This window comes from Chryseobacterium indologenes (assembly GCF_018362995.1).
Lineage (GTDB): Bacteria > Bacteroidota > Bacteroidia > Flavobacteriales > Weeksellaceae > Chryseobacterium > Chryseobacterium indologenes_G.
Map to the genome: position 1 here is coordinate 2,875,424 of NZ_CP074372.1, position 17,582 is coordinate 2,893,005.

At 35.5% G+C, this 17,582-nt stretch carries 20 protein-coding genes; 16 read left to right on the forward strand and 4 right to left on the reverse strand.

Annotated features, from left to right (window positions below; translation table 11 throughout):
- Positions 1-2 precede the first annotated feature (2 nt).
- From DYR29_RS13005 to DYR29_RS13015, 3 genes are all read left to right on the forward strand, one after another.
- A complete protein-coding gene (locus DYR29_RS13005; RefSeq protein ID WP_213277213.1) occupies positions 3-527 on the forward strand; it encodes a biopolymer transporter ExbD in 525 nt (174 codons plus the stop codon).
- A 110-nt stretch (positions 528-637) separates the two neighbouring features.
- Positions 638-1,420 (forward strand): alpha/beta fold hydrolase, encoded by a 783-nt coding sequence (locus tag DYR29_RS13010; RefSeq protein ID WP_213277214.1) that lies wholly within the window; start codon positions 638-640, stop codon positions 1,418-1,420.
- 72 nt (positions 1,421-1,492) lie between these two features.
- Positions 1,493-2,299, forward strand: coding sequence for a patatin-like phospholipase family protein (locus DYR29_RS13015; RefSeq protein ID WP_213277215.1), 807 nt, complete (start codon positions 1,493-1,495; stop codon positions 2,297-2,299).
- Positions 2,300-2,336: 37 nt separating this feature from the next.
- On the opposite strand, the gene DYR29_RS13020 is transcribed toward DYR29_RS13015, so the two are convergent.
- The gene (locus tag DYR29_RS13020; RefSeq protein WP_213277216.1) at positions 2,337-3,341 is read right to left on the reverse strand and encodes a DHH family phosphoesterase; all 1,005 of its coding nucleotides are present in this window, start codon (positions 3,339-3,341) and stop codon (positions 2,337-2,339) included.
- A 235-nt stretch (positions 3,342-3,576) separates the two neighbouring features.
- On the opposite strand from DYR29_RS13020, the gene rpmH reads away from it, so the two are divergent.
- Complete coding sequence (gene rpmH, locus DYR29_RS13025) at positions 3,577-3,735, forward strand: 50S ribosomal protein L34 (RefSeq protein WP_039365072.1); 159 nt, start codon at positions 3,577-3,579, stop codon at positions 3,733-3,735.
- Between the two features lie 153 nt (positions 3,736-3,888).
- A complete protein-coding gene (locus DYR29_RS13030) occupies positions 3,889-4,599 on the forward strand; it encodes a cell division ATP-binding protein FtsE (protein WP_047373550.1) in 711 nt (236 codons plus the stop codon).
- 52 nt (positions 4,600-4,651) lie between these two features.
- Here DYR29_RS13030 and DYR29_RS13035 read toward each other — a convergent pair whose 3' ends face one another.
- The 3 genes from DYR29_RS13035 to DYR29_RS13045 are packed head-to-tail and all read right to left on the reverse strand — an operon-like array spanning position 4,652 to position 7,384.
- Entirely contained in the window at positions 4,652-5,344 is a 693-nt protein-coding gene (locus DYR29_RS13035; protein WP_213277217.1) for a tRNA1(Val) (adenine(37)-N6)-methyltransferase, read from the reverse strand.
- A complete protein-coding gene (locus DYR29_RS13040; protein ID WP_213277218.1) occupies positions 5,344-6,798 on the reverse strand; it encodes a sensor histidine kinase in 1,455 nt (484 codons plus the stop codon). Before DYR29_RS13040 ends, DYR29_RS13035 begins: the two co-directional genes overlap by 1 nt.
- A gap of 1 nt (position 6,799) precedes the next feature.
- Complete coding sequence (locus tag DYR29_RS13045; RefSeq protein ID WP_213277219.1) at positions 6,800-7,384, reverse strand: riboflavin synthase; 585 nt, start codon at positions 7,382-7,384, stop codon at positions 6,800-6,802.
- A 48-nt stretch (positions 7,385-7,432) separates the two neighbouring features.
- Between DYR29_RS13045 and pdxA the strand changes: the two genes are divergently transcribed.
- From pdxA to DYR29_RS13100, 11 genes are all read left to right on the forward strand, one after another.
- The gene (gene pdxA / locus DYR29_RS13050) at positions 7,433-8,524 is read left to right on the forward strand and encodes a 4-hydroxythreonine-4-phosphate dehydrogenase PdxA (protein ID WP_213277220.1); all 1,092 of its coding nucleotides are present in this window, start codon (positions 7,433-7,435) and stop codon (positions 8,522-8,524) included.
- 84 nt (positions 8,525-8,608) lie between these two features.
- A complete protein-coding gene (locus DYR29_RS13055) occupies positions 8,609-9,139 on the forward strand; it encodes a YceD family protein (protein ID WP_213277221.1) in 531 nt (176 codons plus the stop codon).
- A 67-nt stretch (positions 9,140-9,206) separates the two neighbouring features.
- Positions 9,207-9,410, forward strand: coding sequence for a 50S ribosomal protein L32 (gene rpmF / locus DYR29_RS13060; protein WP_002976251.1), 204 nt, complete (start codon positions 9,207-9,209; stop codon positions 9,408-9,410).
- Positions 9,411-9,537: 127 nt separating this feature from the next.
- The gene (accB, locus tag DYR29_RS13065; RefSeq protein WP_213277222.1) at positions 9,538-10,020 is read left to right on the forward strand and encodes an acetyl-CoA carboxylase biotin carboxyl carrier protein; all 483 of its coding nucleotides are present in this window, start codon (positions 9,538-9,540) and stop codon (positions 10,018-10,020) included.
- 93 nt (positions 10,021-10,113) lie between these two features.
- Positions 10,114-11,469 (forward strand): acetyl-CoA carboxylase biotin carboxylase subunit, encoded by a 1,356-nt coding sequence (gene accC / locus DYR29_RS13070; RefSeq protein ID WP_213277223.1) that lies wholly within the window; start codon positions 10,114-10,116, stop codon positions 11,467-11,469.
- A 326-nt stretch (positions 11,470-11,795) separates the two neighbouring features.
- On the forward strand, positions 11,796-13,043 hold the full coding sequence (gene rocD, locus DYR29_RS13075) for an ornithine--oxo-acid transaminase (protein ID WP_213277224.1): 1,248 nt from the start codon (positions 11,796-11,798) through the stop codon (positions 13,041-13,043).
- Positions 13,044-13,832, forward strand: a complete 789-nt coding sequence (locus tag DYR29_RS13080; protein WP_213277225.1) for a glycosyltransferase family 2 protein — start codon at positions 13,044-13,046, stop codon at positions 13,830-13,832. It begins immediately after the preceding gene.
- 1 nt (position 13,833) lies between these two features.
- Complete coding sequence (locus DYR29_RS13085; protein WP_213277226.1) at positions 13,834-14,598, forward strand: polysaccharide deacetylase family protein; 765 nt, start codon at positions 13,834-13,836, stop codon at positions 14,596-14,598.
- A 52-nt stretch (positions 14,599-14,650) separates the two neighbouring features.
- Positions 14,651-15,397 (forward strand): glycosyltransferase family 2 protein, encoded by a 747-nt coding sequence (locus DYR29_RS13090; protein WP_213280626.1) that lies wholly within the window; start codon positions 14,651-14,653, stop codon positions 15,395-15,397.
- A gap of 4 nt (positions 15,398-15,401) precedes the next feature.
- A complete protein-coding gene (locus tag DYR29_RS13095) occupies positions 15,402-16,388 on the forward strand; it encodes a glycosyltransferase family protein (RefSeq protein WP_047425009.1) in 987 nt (328 codons plus the stop codon).
- A gap of 3 nt (positions 16,389-16,391) precedes the next feature.
- On the forward strand, positions 16,392-17,579 hold the full coding sequence (locus DYR29_RS13100; RefSeq protein WP_213277227.1) for a glycosyltransferase family 4 protein: 1,188 nt from the start codon (positions 16,392-16,394) through the stop codon (positions 17,577-17,579).
- The last annotated feature ends 3 nt before the right edge of the window (positions 17,580-17,582 follow it).

Sequence of the window (17,582 nt, forward strand, 5' to 3'; positions counted from 1 at the left end):
TCATGGCAGAAGTAATTGCACAAGAAAAACAGGGCAGCAAGCAAAAGAAAAAAATGATCAGAGTAGATATGACTCCTATGGTAGATCTGGGATTCCTATTGATCACTTTCTTTATGTTCACCACCAATTTTACAAAACCTAATGTAATGGATTTAGGATTACCCGCAAAAGATCCAAATCCTCATCCAGTAGATACACCTGTGATTGGAGATAAAAACCAGATTACATTTATCCTCGGAAAGGACAACCGCGTGTTTTATCATCAAAGCAATGCTAAAGATCTGAATTCCGCTAATCTTAAAGAAACCGATTTCAGTGGAATAAAAATTTCAAAAATCATTGCAGAAGCTTATAAAAACGCTCCGGCACCTAACAAATTTACAGTGATTGTAAAACCAACGGATGACGCGAATTATAAGAATTTTGTGGACATGCTGGACAACCTTGCGATTTCCAAAAAGGAACGATATGGCGTAACAGACATCAAGCCCTGGGAAACAAAGATTTACAAGGAATTAACTCAATAAAACACAAAGGGCATTTTTAAAATGCTCTTTTTTGTTTACTTTTGAAAGAAGAAATGGATCTGCAGTGTGTAACCGGCTGTATTATTTTTAACCTTCTATAATTTGGAATTATGCTGAACTTTGAAAAAACAGGAAACGGAAAAGAAACATTGGTACTTCTTCACGGATTTATGGAAAACATATCTATCTGGAGCGATATGGAGCACCATCTTTCCAAAGATTTTTCATTGCTTAAAATTGACCTTCCCGGGCATGGACAGTCAGAAATTTTAGCAGAAGTTCACACCATGGAACTGATGGCTGAGGAAGTAAAAAAAGTTTTAGATCAGCAAAATTTAGAAAAAGTACATCTTCTGGGACATTCCATGGGAGGATATACTGCACTTGCCTTTGCCGAAAAGTATCCCAATTCATTAAAAAGTCTCACCTTATTTTTCTCTACTTATTTTCCTGACGATGAAGAGAAAAAACAGCAGCGCATCAAAAGCTATAGAATTATAAAAGATGCATTCGCCCATTATGCAAGAGCCGGAGTTCCTAATTTATTCAATCCGAATGAAAGAGATATCCTGGAAGGAAAAATAGAAACTGCTCTTGAAACCGCATTATCTACCAACAATCTGGGAGCACTTGCCTGTGTGAAAGGTATGGTAGAAAGAACAGACAAAAAACACGTTATCGACACTCTGGAAGCTAAAATATTAGTATTGGCAGGAAAACATGATAACGCTGTAAAAACCGATGTGATGATCAAACATCTTCCGGACAGAACCAATATCAAATCTTATATTCTGGACTGCGGACATAACGGTCACTGGGAAAAACCCGGTATCTGTGCCGAAATCATCAATACGGAACTTCTTCACAACCTTCCTAAAAAACTGGTTTTATAAAATAGATTACCTCACAAATTAAAACCGCCCTTAATGAAAAATCCTGTATATTAGTAGAGGATAATTTTGGTAATGGCTTTATTTTCATTCAAAAAAAAGAAACCACCGGCACCACCGGTTATCGGGCTTACACTTTCAGGCGGAGGAATGCGTGGAATTGCGCATATTGCTGTATTGAAAGCGCTGGAAGAATATAATCTGAAACCGCACATTATCTCCGGGACCAGTGCTGGTTCTATCATTGGTGCTTTTTATTCTTTTGGAAAAACGCCGGATGAAATGATGGAAATTGTAAGACAGACTTCTTTTTTTTCCCGATCCGCTTTAAAATTATCAAAAAACGGAATTTTCAGCTCCAATTTCATTTTAAAACTGCTTAAAGACTATTTACCGGAAGACAATTTCAATATTTTGGAAATCCCTGTATATGTTGCTGCAACAGAGATGACTCATGGTATTGTGGACTTCTTTTCTGAAGGAGAACTTTTCGGACCATTGCTGGCCTCTTCCAGTGTTCCTTTTATTCTTCCACCAGTAAGGATGGGTGAGAAAATTTATGTAGACGGCGGTGTCCTGGATAATCTTCCCATTGAACCTATCATGGATAAATGCAATTTTCTTATTGCCTCCCATGTGAACTCCATCAGCTACGATCAATTAAACAAAATGAGCCTGATGAAAGAATTTGACAGAATTCTTCACTTAGCCATTGCAAAATCCGTGTATTCAAAAGCCAAATACTGTAATATTTTTTTAGATCCGCCTAAGATGACGAAATACAGCCTTTTCAACAAACGATATATGGATGAAATGTTTCAGCAGGTGTATGAATATACCTGTCAGGAACTTGAAGAAAAAGGATTTCGTAAAAGTGTTTAGAATTTGAGATATAGAGAGTTTACAGATCTCCCCTCTCCTACAAGCCTTCCTCTTTTACTTTATCTTTAAAGTTGGCTATAGTTCCTGATAAAGAGTCTAAAGATTTTCCTCCGGCTGCATTGATATGTCCCCCACCGTTAAAGTACTTTCTTGAGAATTGGTTTACATCAACATCATCTTTACTTCTGAACGAAATTTTAACAAAATCCTCATACAAATCTTCCATGAAGAAGGCAGACATTTTTACGCCTCCGATACTTAAACCATAGTTTACAAAACCTTCTGTATCCCCTTTCTGGAACCCAAATTCTTTCAATTCGTTTCTTGTAAGGCTTAAGATTGCTACCGTTCCGTCATTCACTACTTCTATTCTTCCAAGAACCAAAGCAAGTAAATGCAGACGGGAAACCGTATTGGTATCCCAGGTATTGGATGTGATCATTGCCGGATCTGCACCATTTTCGATCAGATTAGCAATAATTCTGTGGGTAGTGGCACTGGTAGAACGAAAACGGAAACCTCCTGTATCAGTCATAATTCCGGTATAAAGACATTCTGCCATATCCTGATTCACCAGTTTTTCATCATCCATTGCTTCAATGAAATGATAGATCATCTGTGAAGTTGCCGGAATTACGGTATCGGAATAAACAAAATCAAATTTTTCCGGCTGCTGGTGGTGGTCAATAAGAATTTTCTTCCCCTGAGCTTTCACCAGCCAATCTCCTAATAATCCAATTCGTGACGGAGAATTAAAATCCAGGCAGAAAATAACATCTGCTCCTGCAATCATATCAGATGCCAGCTTTCTTTTATATTCTGCAATGATCACTTTCTTAGACTCCGGCATCCATTTCAGAAATTTAGGAAAATCATTAGGCACGATAACTTCTGCATGAATTCCTTTTGCTTTCAGATAATGTTTCAATCCCAGACTTGAACCAATAGCATCTCCATCCGGATTGTAGTGGGTAAGAATAACTATTTTGCTTTCTTGAGTAAGTAATGTATTGATATCTAAAAGTTCTGCTGGTGTAAACATCTGGTGTTTATTTTCGTTAAAATTAAAGTTTTCAAAGATAGAGCTTTTATATAAATCATTTAAATATTATTTTTGCACAGAGAAATGGTATTCTTATCGGGGGTTTGCCATTGTCCGATAAAAAAACATTGCATTTAATTTCAAAAAAAAATAATTAAAGTTTGTAACTTATAAAAATTTATATATCTTTGCAACCTGAAAATTAATAGATTAATTACGATTTAAACATATAGTAATGAGTAAAAGAACATTCCAGCCATCAGAAAGAAAAAGAAGAAACAAACACGGTTTCAGAGAAAGAATGTCTACGCCAAATGGAAGAAGAGTTTTGGCTGCGAGAAGAGCTAAAGGCAGAAAGAGTTTAACTGTAAGTGCTGCACGCGCTAAGAGATAATCTTTTTATTATCATATACAAAACATGCTTGAGAAGTTCCTTTTCAGGCATTTTTTGTTGTTAAAATTTACTAAAATTTAGGCTGAATCAACATCTTTTTCTATTTTTAAAAGTTGAAATATTTTTGTTAGAAACAGTCTTTAAAATTAAATTATGCCACATACAAATATCTCCGGAGACAATATTATAAGTTTACAAAACGCAAAGATTGCGCAAAAAAACTTCACTGTACTTTCTGATGTAAATCTTAACATTAAAAAAGGTAGATTCTGCTATCTTATCGGAAAAACAGGTTCCGGAAAAAGTTCCCTTCTGAAAACGCTTTACGGACATATTCCATTGGCATCAGGACACGGAGCTGTTGTAGGATTTGATCTGGCAAAGCTAAAACCTTCTGATATTCCTAACTTAAGAAGAAAATTAGGAATCGTATTCCAGGATTTCCAGTTACTTTCTGACAGAACGGTTGAAAAAAACCTGAAATTTGTTCTTGAAGCAACAGGCTGGAATGATAAAGTAAAAATAGAAGACCGTATCAATGAGGTTTTGGGAAGCGTAAACATGAAAAGCAAAAAGCACAAAATGCCACACGAACTTTCCGGAGGTGAGCAGCAGCGTATTGCCATCGCAAGAGCCCTTCTTAACCACCCGGATCTTATCTTAGCAGATGAGCCGACAGGAAACCTGGACCCCGAAACTTCCAACGAAATCATGACGCTTTTGAAGCAGGTTGCCCTTGAAAATGGTGCTGCAGTAGTAATGGCAACACACGATTACCACATGATTCAAAACTTCCCTGGTGAAGCTATCAGATGCGAAGATGGAAAAGTATCTGTACTGGATACGGCAGAATTATTTGAATAACAATTAAGCAAGTCGGGAATTACTGTTTTCTAAAATCTAATTTCTAACTTCTCTACTTAAAAACATGAAACTCTTTAGTGAGTTCAAGATATTGGTCCGAGTATTGTCTCGGACTTTTTTCTATAATAAAGTCAGATTCACGGATTTCTTTTTCCTGTGATGAGAATTCCAGAATCAGCCTTTTAGCTTTTGAATTTTCAATTCCTTTGATATTAATCCTTCTGTTTAAAAACAGATGATTCTCTTTACCTATTGAAATAAAAACTTCTCCCGCTTCAACAGGAATAATTACGGAAAGAATCCCGTTTTCCGATAAAAATCGCGACGCATTGGTAATTAACTGCCTGAAATTTAATTCTACAGTCTGGCGTGCAATCTTGTCTTTTTCAGATCCTGATTCTTCAAAATAGGGAGGATTGGAAACAATAAGATCAAACCGTTCCTCTGTTTCGAAAGTTTTAAAATCCTGATGTTTGTTTTTTAGTCTTGCATGAAAAGGCGCGTTTTCAAAATTAAGCTTAGTAAGCGTTGCGGCATCTTCATTAATATCCAGTCCTAAAAAATAGGCCTGCCGATTTCTTTGGGCAAGCATTAAAGAGATCAAACCCGTTCCAGTTCCCACTTCCAAAACACTGGAAGCATCGTCAACATCTGCCAAAGCACCAAGCAGAACACCGTCTGTTCCTACACGGAAGACGTCTTTGGACTGTTCTATTTTAAATTGTTTAAATGTAAAGGGTTTCACTATAAATTGGTAGGCAGTGTAATGATGAATGTAGATCCTTTTCCTATTTCAGATTTTACAGAGATCTCTCCTTTATAATCTTCAATCATCTTTCTTACCATAGATAAGCCCAGCCCCATTCCACTGCTTTTAGACGTAAAATTCGGTTCAAAGATTCTTTCGTACATACTTTCAGGAATTCCTATTCCATTATCCTGAACAGAAATAATCACTCTCCTCTGATGCTGCTCCACATCTACATTGATGATCAGTTTTCTCTCATCACTTTCGGCCTGCTTTGCATTGGTAACCAAATTCGTTATAATTCTGGAAAGATAAATTCTATCCATATTGATCATAATATTGCTCTTATTGGCATGCATAAAGATACTGTCATCATTGAAAACACGGAGAATATCCTCAACCTCTGTATTCAGATTGATCACCTCGTTATTTTTTTCAGGAAGTTTCGCAAATTCTGAGAAAGCTGAGGCTACCGTTGCAATAAGATCTATCTGATCTACAATTGTTTTACTCATCTGCTTTACCCTTTCTCTGATATTTGGATCTTCCGGATCAAATTTTCTTTCAAAATTCTGAATGGTCAGTTTCATCGGAGTCAGAGGATTTTTCACCTCATGAGCTACCTGTTTGGCCATTTCTCTCCATGCTTCTTCAGACGCTTTGAACCTAAGTCTTTCTTTCTGGTCCTGGATCTGCAGAATCATTCTGTTATAAGCTCTTGCCAAGGCATTAAGCTCATCATTTTTATAATATCTGATAGGCCGCATTTCATTTTCAAATAATGTAATACGGGTAATCATATCAGAAAACTTCGTAATTGTTTTTGCCAGACTGTTGGAAGTCACCCAACTGATCCAGATACTGAACAGAATAAGAAATATATCAACTAAAAGAATATATTTTACATATTGATGAAGAACCTCCAGATAAGCAGATTCATTATGATATAAAGGAATATAGACAATTCCGATGGGTTCCAGTTCATTATTTTTCAACAAAAGATAGGAAGAAGTAAGTTTTGCATCTTTTGAAGCATCATAATTGACCATGTCTACTCTTGCATCGGTAGACAGAATCTTGTTGATGATTTCGATAGGAATCGTTTTCTGCTCAACCAAAGCCTCATCTTTATTTGAAAGCAAGTAGTTCCCTTTCAAATCGTAAATAAAAATGTCATGCTGATTGATATCCGCTATTTCGAAGATTTTATTCCCCAAAACCTCCGGAAGATCTTTTGTTTCAATAAGCTTCTGGCTTACCGCATAGTCCAGATATCGCATTACAGCATTGGTTTTATCCTGCATATCGATATTACTTTGCTGCAGAGAGTGATTTCTCAGCACAAAATAAGGTACAAGCGACGTAGCGACAACACTTAAAAAACATACCAGCAGGAAACCGAAAAACACACGGTTCCTTAAGCTATATCCTTTATACTTATTAATTGACATTCTACTTTTTAATTAACCTAGCAATATACTTACCAATGATGTCAAATTCCAGGTTTACTTTATCACCGACTTTTAAATGTTTCATATTGGTAAATTCCCAGGTATAAGGAATAATAGCTACAGAAAACTGAGCATCTTCACTTTTTGCAACGGTAAGACTGATTCCGTTTACTGTGATTGATCCCTGAGGTACTGTCACAAAACTTCCGTCATTATTATATTTCATAGTAATAAAATAGCTTCCGTCTTTGTTTTCAATCCCCACAACTTCACCGGTTTTATCAACGTGTCCCTGAACGATATGCCCATCCAGTCTTCCGTCCATCTTCATGCAGCGTTCCAGATTCACAACGGTCCCCAATTCCCATTTTCCAAGGTTAGTTTTTTCTAAGGTTTCGTTGATGGCTGTTACTACATATTGATTGTCTTTTATTTCAACAACTGTAAGGCAGCAGCCGTTGTGCGCAAGACTCTGGTCTATTTTTAATTCGTTTGTAAAGGGGCATGTCAAGGTAAAATCTATATTGCTTCCTTTTTCTTCAATCTTCTCAATAACGCCAACTGCTTCAATAATTCCTGTGAACATATTATTTTTTGCTAAATTTGTAAATTATAATCTTCAAAGATAATCAAAATGAGCCCAAAAAACCATAAAGTACGAGTAGGAATTTCAATCGGTGATTTCAACGGCATCGGCCCGGAGATCATTATGAAGTCTCTAAAAGACAAAACTATTACGGATTTTTTCACTCCTGTAATTTTTGGTTCGGGAAAATTATTCACTTATCAGAAAAACATTTTTAAGCTGAATCTTAATTTCAACTATATTAATGAAGCTTCACAAGCTCAGGCAGGGAAACTTAATATGCTTAACCTGACAAAGGAAAACGTGAATGTAGAATTGGGAGTTCCTACGGAAGAATCTACCAAAATGGCTATTGATTCTTTGGAAGCAGCAACTGAAGCTCTAATCAAAGGAGAGATTGATGTTTTGGTAACCGCCCCTATCAACAAAGATGAAATGGTGAAAATGGGCTTTAAACATGCCGGACATACAGGATACTTCGAAGAGAAATTCAATAAAAAGGGATTGATGTTCCTGGTAACTGAAGATCTTAAAGTAGCTGTATCTACGCATCATATTCCAATTTCGCAGGTAGCTGAAAATATTTCCAAAGAAAAAATAAAAAAACAGATCAGAGTTCTGAACCAAACCCTTATAGAAGATTTCTGTATCCAGAAGCCTAAAATTGCCGTATTAGGATTAAATCCTCATGCCGGAGATGGTGGTGTTATCGGAAATGAAGAAATTGAAATCATCAGCCCGGCCATCAAGGAACTTTCTGACAACGGAACATTGGCATTTGGTCCTTTCCCGGCAGACAGCTTTTTCCAGCCAAATAAATACAAAAATTTCGATGCGGTTTTAGCAATGTATCATGATCAAGGGCTAGCGCCTTTCAAAACATTAGCCTATGAAGAGGGCGTGAACTATACAGCAGGACTTCCTTTTATCAGAACTTCTCCGGATCACGGTGTAGCGTATGATATTGCAGGAAAAAATATTGCTGATGAGCAGAGTTTTACAGAAGCAATATTCACAGCTATTAAAATTTTCAAGAACAGAAGTGAATACAGCGAACTTATGAATGACCGCATGCAGCCTAGAAAAATGGTTGTAGACAACGGAATAGATGAGGATCTACCGGAGGAAACTGAAGGATAAATCTTTAAAACAAATTTTAAATTAATTTGTTTCAGATTTTATTTGTTATTATAAAAAAAATGCATATTTTTGCACACTCATTTTATGGACAAGTTAAGAAACTATGACGTAAGCTTTTCCGGACTTAAAAACGGAAAACACGAGTTCAAGTTTGAGATAGATAAAACGTTCTTTCAATTATTTGATACTGAGCAGGAATTTACAAATCCTAGAATAGAAGTGAATGTATCGCTTGATAAACACACTACTTTTCTGGAATTTGAGATTAAAATTAATGGATTGGTTGAGTTGGTTTGTGATATTACAAACGAAGATTTTGACTATCCTATTGAGAATGAAATCAAGATTTTGGTGAATTTCGGGGAAGAATATGATGACAGCAATGAAGATGTTATTACCATTCCTACTGCAGAGCATGCTTTCAATGTAGCACATTTGATTTATGAAAATGTAATGCTTTCTATCCCTATGAAAAAGATTTCACCCAATGCAAATGATGAAGATCTTAAAATTCTTGACCAGTTCAGTCCAAAAGATATTGAGGAAACAGAAGAAGAAGAACATGAAAGTGATCCCAGATGGGATGCTTTAAGAAAGTTAAGAGACAATAATTAAATAGAATAATTTAAATATGATGAGATGATGAATCTCATCGCTCATCAATTAAAAAAGTTATTAGAAAATGGCACATCCAAAGAGAAGACAGTCGTCGACAAGAAGAGATAAGAGAAGAACTCACTACAAAGCTGTAGTTCCTCAATTAGCTAAAGATGCAACAACAGGAGAGCTTCACCTATACCACAGAGCTCACTGGCATGAAGGAAAACTTTACTACAGAGGTAAAGTAGTATTGGAAAAAGAAGTAGCTGCTACTGAAGAAAACTAAGAGTCGCTTTTCATTGAAAAAGCCTCATTTTAATACAAAAACCGCTCAATTTTGATAAAATTTGGCGGTTTTTTGTTGTTTTTTACGTTTTTTTGGTATCTTTGACCCAAAATCAAATATCAAATTTATGGACATTAAAGACATACAAAATCTTATTAAGTTTGTATCTAAAGCTGAAGTTTCAGAAGTAAAATATAAGACTAAAGATTTCGAAATCACTATTAAAACTCCATTAGCTGGGAGCGATGCTGTTTATGCACAGCCAGCAGTATACCACACTGCACCACAAGCTGTAGCTGCTCCGGCACCTGTTGCAACTCCTGCTGTTCCTGCTGCTGAGAAAGCTGAAGCTGCATCTGATGACAGCAAGTATGTAACAATCAAGTCTCCTATGATTGGTACTTTCTATAGAAAACCATCTCCTGATAAAGATGTATTTGTAAATGTAGGTGACGAAGTTTCTGTTGGGAAAGTAGTTTGCGTTATTGAAGCAATGAAACTATTCAACCAGATTGAATCTGAAATCAGCGGAAAAATCGTTAAAATCCTAGTTGACGATGCTACTCCAGTAGAATATGACCAACCTTTATTCTTAGTAGATCCATCTTAAGGAATTTTAGATTAAAGATTATAAATTTTAGATGAATCTTTTTCATTTAAAATAATTTAAAATTCAAAATTTATAATTTAAAATTTCGGAGAGATGTTCAAAAAAATATTAATAGCCAATCGTGGCGAAATTGCAATGCGTATTTTACGTACTTGTAAAGAAATGGGGATCAAAACCGTTGCAGTATACTCTACTGCTGATAAAGACAGTCTTCACGTAAGATTTGCTGATGAAGCGGTATGTATTGGTCCTGCAATGAGTAAAGACTCCTATCTTAAAATCCCTAACATTATTGCGGCTGCGGAAATTACCAACGCTGACGCCATTCACCCAGGTTATGGATTTTTATCTGAAAATGCTAACTTCTCAAGAATCTGTCAAAAGAACGGTATCAAATTTATTGGTGCTTCTCCAGAGCAGATTGAAAAAATGGGAGATAAAGCTAACGCTAAGGCTACCATGAAAGCTGCAGGTGTACCATGTGTACCAGGTTCTGACGGATTGATCGAATCTTACGAGCACGCTGTAAAAGTGGCTGAAGAAACAGGATATCCGGTAATGATCAAAGCAACTGCAGGTGGTGGTGGAAAAGGAATGAGAGCTGTATGGAAAGCTGAAGACCTTAAAGACCACTGGGAATCTGCAATTCAGGAAGCTGTAGCTGCCTTTGGAAACGGAGGTATGTATATGGAAAAACTGATTGAAGAGCCTAGACACATTGAAATTCAGGTTGCTGGTGACCAATTCGGTAAAGCCTGCCACCTTTCTGAAAGAGACTGTTCTGTACAGAGAAGAAATCAGAAATTAACTGAAGAAACACCTTCTCCTTTCATGACAGATGAACTTCGTGAAAAAATGGGTGAAGCTGCTGTAAAAGCTGCTGAATTTATTGGATATGAAGGAGTAGGAACTATCGAATTCCTTGTAGACAAGCACAGAAATTTCTATTTCATGGAAATGAACACAAGAATCCAGGTAGAACACCCTATTACCGAACAGGTAATTGATTATGACCTGATCAGAGAACAAATTCTTCTTGCGGCCGGAACTCCTATTTCAGGAATCAACTATTATCCTAAATTACACTCCATAGAGTGTAGAATCAACGCAGAAGATCCTTACGCAGACTTCAGACCGTCTCCGGGAAAAATCACAGGATTAAACATCCCTGGCGGACACGGAATCAGAGTAGATACTCACGTATATTCCGGATACAGTATTCCTTCTAACTATGATTCAATGATTGCTAAGCTTATCACTACGGCTCAAACCCGTGAGGAAGCTATTGCTAAAATGAAACGTGCTCTTGAGGAGTTCTATATTGAAGGAGTAAAAACAACAATTCCTTTCCACAGACAGCTGATGGATAATGAAGATTATCTTGCAGGAAACTATACTACAAAATTCATGGAAGATTTTGTAATGGATAGAAAATATGATAATCACTAAGATTATTTAAATATAAAAACGAAACTGCCTCTTTTTGAGGCAGTTTTTTTTCGTCCATTAATATCCAATATTTCAGACTACATATCATAAAAATTATTGGCAGCATTCCATCGTTAATGATTAACAAAAAGTTAATAAAGAAGAAGAAAATAAAATTCTGTTATTAGAAAGATATAAAACCTAAAACAAACCGTCAACAAAGAAAATATTTTCTGATACAGCATTATTCCGCCTTAAAATCTACTTCAATTACACCTCCATACGACACTGGATATTTGTTCAGGCATATCATTAATATTATGTAAATTTGTTGAAAACCAAAATATATGTCAACAGCAGAACAAACAAAAAACTCACAGTATTTTATTGACCTTGAAGACAAACATGGAGCGCATAATTATCACCCGCTTCCAGTAGTTCTGGACCGCGGAGAAGGTGTTTTCGTTTGGGATGTAGAAGGCAAAAGGTATTATGATTTTCTTTCAGCATATTCTGCTGTAAACCAGGGACACTCTCACCCTAAAATTGTAGAAGCATTGGTAGAGCAGGCAAAAAAATTGGCTTTAACATCAAGAGCGTTCTACAACTCTAAATTGGGAGAATACGAACAAAAAATCACGACTCTTTTCGGGTTTGATAAAGTTTTACCAATGAACTCCGGAGCTGAAGCTGTGGAAACCGCAGTAAAACTAGCGAGAAAATGGAGTTATGAAGTAAAAGGAATTTCGGAAAACGCAGCAAAAATTATTGTTTGTGAAAATAATTTCCACGGAAGAACAACAACTATCGTTTCTTTCTCTAATGATCCGGATGCCAACCAGAACTACGGACCTTTTACCCCAGGATTTATTAAAATTCCTTACAATGATATTACAGCCTTAGAAGAAGTTCTGAGCAGAGAAGCAGATACTATTGCTGCATTCCTTGTAGAACCTATTCAGGGAGAAGCCGGAGTATATGTTCCGGATGAAAACTTCCTTAAAAATGCTTCTGAACTATGTAAAAAACATAACGTTCTTTTTATTGCTGATGAAGTTCAGACTGGTATTGCAAGAACAGGAAGACTGATTGCATGCCACCACGAAGATGTACAACCGGATATTTTAATTTTAGGGAAAGCCCTTTCCGGAGGAATGTACCCCGTATCAGCCGTTTTAGCTAACGACAGCATTATGAATGTTATCAAGCCGGGGCAGCACGGTTCTACATTCGGAGGAAATCCTATTGCCTGTGCAGTAGCAGTAGCAGCATTGGACGTTGTAGCTGAAGAAAAATTATCCGAAAGAGCTGAAGAGCTTGGACAACTCTTCAGAGCTGAAATCAATAAGCTGATCGGAAAGACAGATCTTATTACCAAAGTAAGAGGAAAAGGACTTTTAAATGCTATCCTGATCAATGACACTCCTGAAAGCTCCACCGCATGGAACCTTTGCTTACAGTTGAAAGAAAACGGATTACTGGCAAAACCTACTCATGGTAACATCATCAGACTGGCGCCGCCATTGGTAATTACTGAAGAGCAATTACTGGATTGTGTGAAGATTATTGAAAAGACGATTCTTGAGTATAAATAAATGGCTCTTTCCCTTGCAATCATTACTTATAATGAAGAAGAGAACATCGTAAGACTTTTAGATTCGTTAACAGATACTGTTGATGAAATCATTATTGTTGACAGCTTTTCGACAGACAGAACCAAAGAGATTTGCACTCAAAAATATCCTCAGGTAAAATTCTCTGAGAAAAAATTTAACGGGTATGGTGAACAAAAAAGCCATGCCCTTACTTTATGTTCTCATGAGTGGGTTTTGTTTCTGGATGCTGACGAAGTTCCCGATGAAGACATGAAAAGATCCATAACGGAAATTGTGTCTTCAGAAAGAACAGAGTTCAATGTGTATAAAGCAAGATTCAACAATCATCTTGGAGTTCACCTGATCAGATTTGGAGGATGGGGAAATGTATGCCGTGAAAGATTGTTCAGAAAAAAATACGCCAGGTATTCTGATGATAAAGTTCATGAATTTTTGATTACCGATCAGAAAGCCGGTCTTCTGGAAGGAAAACTGAATCATTATACCTACAAAAGCATTCATCATCATGTCTCGAAAATCAATAAATATTCTGATATGATGGCTGAGAAAATGTATGAGAGAGGGAAAAAAATCAATAGATTTAAAATTATTGTAAGTCCTATCTTTGAATTTACCAAAGTATTTATTTTCAAAAGAGGCTTTTTGGATGGATTTCCCGGTTTTTACATTGCCAAAACGATGTCTTATTACACTTTTTTAAAATATATTAAATTGCGTGAAAAAATAAGACTAGTGGAAATAGAAAAGGAAAAAAACAGAATAAAATAGTATGATTCTTTATCTTATTCCTGTTGTATTGGCTGTATTTATCGTTATATATTTCCGTCTCTATCTATTTGCTTTCCCACACAACAGACTGGTTATTCTTATGTACCATCAGATTGAAAAGGAAAGCCATGAAGATCTTACGGTAAGTTTAAAAAATCTTGAACAGCAGTTTTCTTACCTGAGCCGTAAAAGATATAATTCGCAGTTTTTTTCAGAACTTACTGCTTCCACGAAAAAAAACATCATCATCACCTTTGATGACGGCTACAGAAATAACCTTGAATATCTGCCGTCTTTACTGGAAAAATATAATCTGAAAGCGACTATTTTTATTCCAACCGGATTTATTGAAAAGGGATATAACAATTATCCTATGATGACCTTTGATGAAATCAGAAATCTGGATAAAAAATATTTTGAAATTGCCCTTCACAGTCATGCCCATGAAAATCTAAAAAATGCTTCTCTTGATTTTATAGAAAAAGATCTAAAAAAAAATATGAAAATTCTTGATGCCCAAAACATCAGGTATTCAAGAGTTTTAGCATATCCGTATGGAAAATATCCACAAAAAAAAGATGATAAATTAGCATTTTTTTCTATTTTAAAAAAAATAGGAATCGATTTTGCAGTAAGAATTGGAAATAAGGTGAATTATTACCCTACCCGGCATCCATACGAGCTATGTAGAATTGATATAAAAGGCAAAGATTCGATCATAAAATTCAAATTAAAACTTATCTTTGGCAGATTAAAACTATTTTAAAAACAATATTAAAGGAGTATTCACGTACTTCTCTATCAAACAAATCGTTGTGATGAATATAAGTGGTTTGATCATAACATATAATGAAGAAAAAAATATACAGGATATCCTTGAGTCTTTTGATTTCTGTGACGAAATAGTAGTGATAGACTCATTTAGTACGGATAAAACTGTAGAAATTGCAAAGAAATTCCCTAATGTAAAGGTGGTTCAAAATAAATTTGAAGACTTTACAAAGCAAAGAAATTTGGCTCTGGATTCTGCAAAAAATGACTGGGTGCTGTTTTTAGATGGTGACGAAAGACTTACAACGGCCCTGAAGCAGGAAATTAAAGATGAGCTGAATAAACCCGGGCAAAAAGATGCCTACTATTTTTACAGGAAATTCTTTTTTGCTCAGAAACCGATTCATTTTTCAGGAACACAGTCTGATAAAAATTTCAGACTTTTCAGAAAATCGAAGGCCAGATATATGGCAGGAAAAAAGGTACACGAAACTCTGGAAGTCAACGGAACCATTGGGATTTTAAAAAATAAATTACTACATTACTCCGTTTCAGATTATGAATCTTATAGAAAAAAAATGATTCATTACGGAGTTTTAAAGGGGAAAGAACTGGCTGCAAAAGGGAAAAAGTACAATGTTTTAGTGCAATATCTTAAAACAGCTTTTAAATTCTTTAAGGCCTATATAATGAGACTGGGTATTTTAGACGGAAAAGAAGGGTATCAGTTATCTTACCTCCAATCTTTAAGCGTTTTTGAAACCTATGAATCATTAAAAAAAGAGCAAAATTAGTTGAATGAAGATTTGTATCATTAGTTATGATTTTTGGGATTATGATAAGTATATTGTTGAAGCATTATGCAAACGAGGTATTGATGCCCATCATATAAAGATCAGCTCAGTTACTCATTCCAATTTCAATGAAAGAGCTGTAAATGCTTTAAGCAAAACCTTTTTAAATAAAAATCTTAAGACTGAAAAAAGACAGAAATACGTTCTGGATGCCCTTGAAAAATTAGGACATCAGGATCAGATACTGGTGATGAATCCTGATACATTTGATCTTTCAACGCTTGAAAAAATCCGAAAATATACAGACCGTCTGGTTACTTATCTTTATGACAACCTTGAAAGAGTACCTGTAGAAGATAAACTATACCTTTTTGACAAAGTATTTTCCTTTGACTATATAGATGTTAAAAAGCATGGTTTTGAAAAGCTGACGAATTATATTTATCTGCCGCACTGTGCAAAAGAAATTCAGCAGCCTGAAATGGATCTTTTCTATATCACTTCTTATGATAACAGAAGAGTTTCACTGATAAAATTACTGGCTAAAAAGCTGATTGAACAGGGACTGAAGTTTCAGATTATGATCATCGGAAAAAAATCATGGAAACATCAGCTGACGAATATTTTCATGACGGTACCTAAAAACCTCTTCCTGATTTTCAGCATCAAAAAGATCCCTCATAACGACCTTCCTAAATATTATAAAAATTCGAAAGTGTTGCTTGACCTGATGCGTGAAGGTCAATATGGGCTTAGTTTCAGAGTTTTTGAAGCAATGTCTCTGGAGAAGAAAATCATTACTGATAATGAAGCCATTAAAACCTATGATTTTTACAACCCCAATAATATTTTGATTTTAAACAAAAATATTAGTAATCTTGACAAATCTTTTTTTGAAACACCTTACGAAAAAATTCCTGAGGAAATCTACTACAGATATACTTTGGATAGTTGGGTAAACAAAGTTTTTGAACTTGATACTAAAAACTAGCAAATGGGAATCTTAAAAAAAATAAAAAAACACTTCGAAAGGAAAGAAAAGCTCAAATATCTTCAGTCAAAGGATATAGTCAACATCAATCTGTATGACGATTCCCAAAAAACAATCCTGTTTGCTTCAAGAGATTTCCCCGCTCATGATAAAGAATCCGGGGCTAACAGACTGAAAGAACTTATATTAATCTACAAAGAATTAGGATACAACTGTATTTTATTTGCCCCTCATATTTTTGAAGACGACTCTTATGTAAAGTTTTATCAGCAGCATCATGTTATGGTGTATGTAGAGAACAATAAATACAAGAATATCTATGATTTCCTGTCTGCTTTTAAAAAGGTAGATTACGTTTGGTTTAATGGGCCGCTTGCCCTGAATCTATTTTACAAAAAGATGAAAGCTGTCCTGCCTTCTACCCGATTCATTTATGATATGGTAGATATTCATTTTTTAAGGTTTAAAAGAGCAATCGAACTGGAACCTACCCGTATTTCTTTAAAGAAAAATTATAAACATTTCTTCCGTTTGGAAACGGTTGTTGCCCCACAGCTGGACTACATTATTGCCATCTCCGATAAAGAGAAAGAAATCATGAGCCAGTACGCAGATAAAAATAAGATCATTACCATATCGAACATTCACTATCCTAAGATTGATATTTCAGAAAGGAAGAACTTTAGTGACAGTAAAGGAATTACGTTCATCGGATCTATCCATGAACCGAATATTGATGCGGTAAAGTTCCTGTATGAAAAAATAATGCCCATTGTCTGGAAAACCAATCCTGAGCTGGAAGTAAGCATCATTGGGAATGTTTCTGAAAAACTGGATCTTAAACTATATTCTAAGTTTAAATTTTTAGGATTTGTAGAAAATATTGAAGAGCATTTCATGAATTCTAAAATCATGGTAGCTCCTTTACGGTTTGGAGCTGGAGTAAAAGGAAAAATCGGGCAGGCCTTTGAATATTTTTTCCCGGTGGTCACTACAGATATCGGCGCTGAAGGGATGAAGCTTACAGATAAAAAAAATGTATTGATTGCCAATGATGAAAATAGTTTTGCAGAGGCCATCATTCAGCTGAATACTAATGAAGAGCTTTGGAATACATTAAGCCAAAATTCTGTAGATAGCCTGAGAGCATTTTCACCTGAAGAAGTAAAAGAAAAACTTAAAACACTATAATAT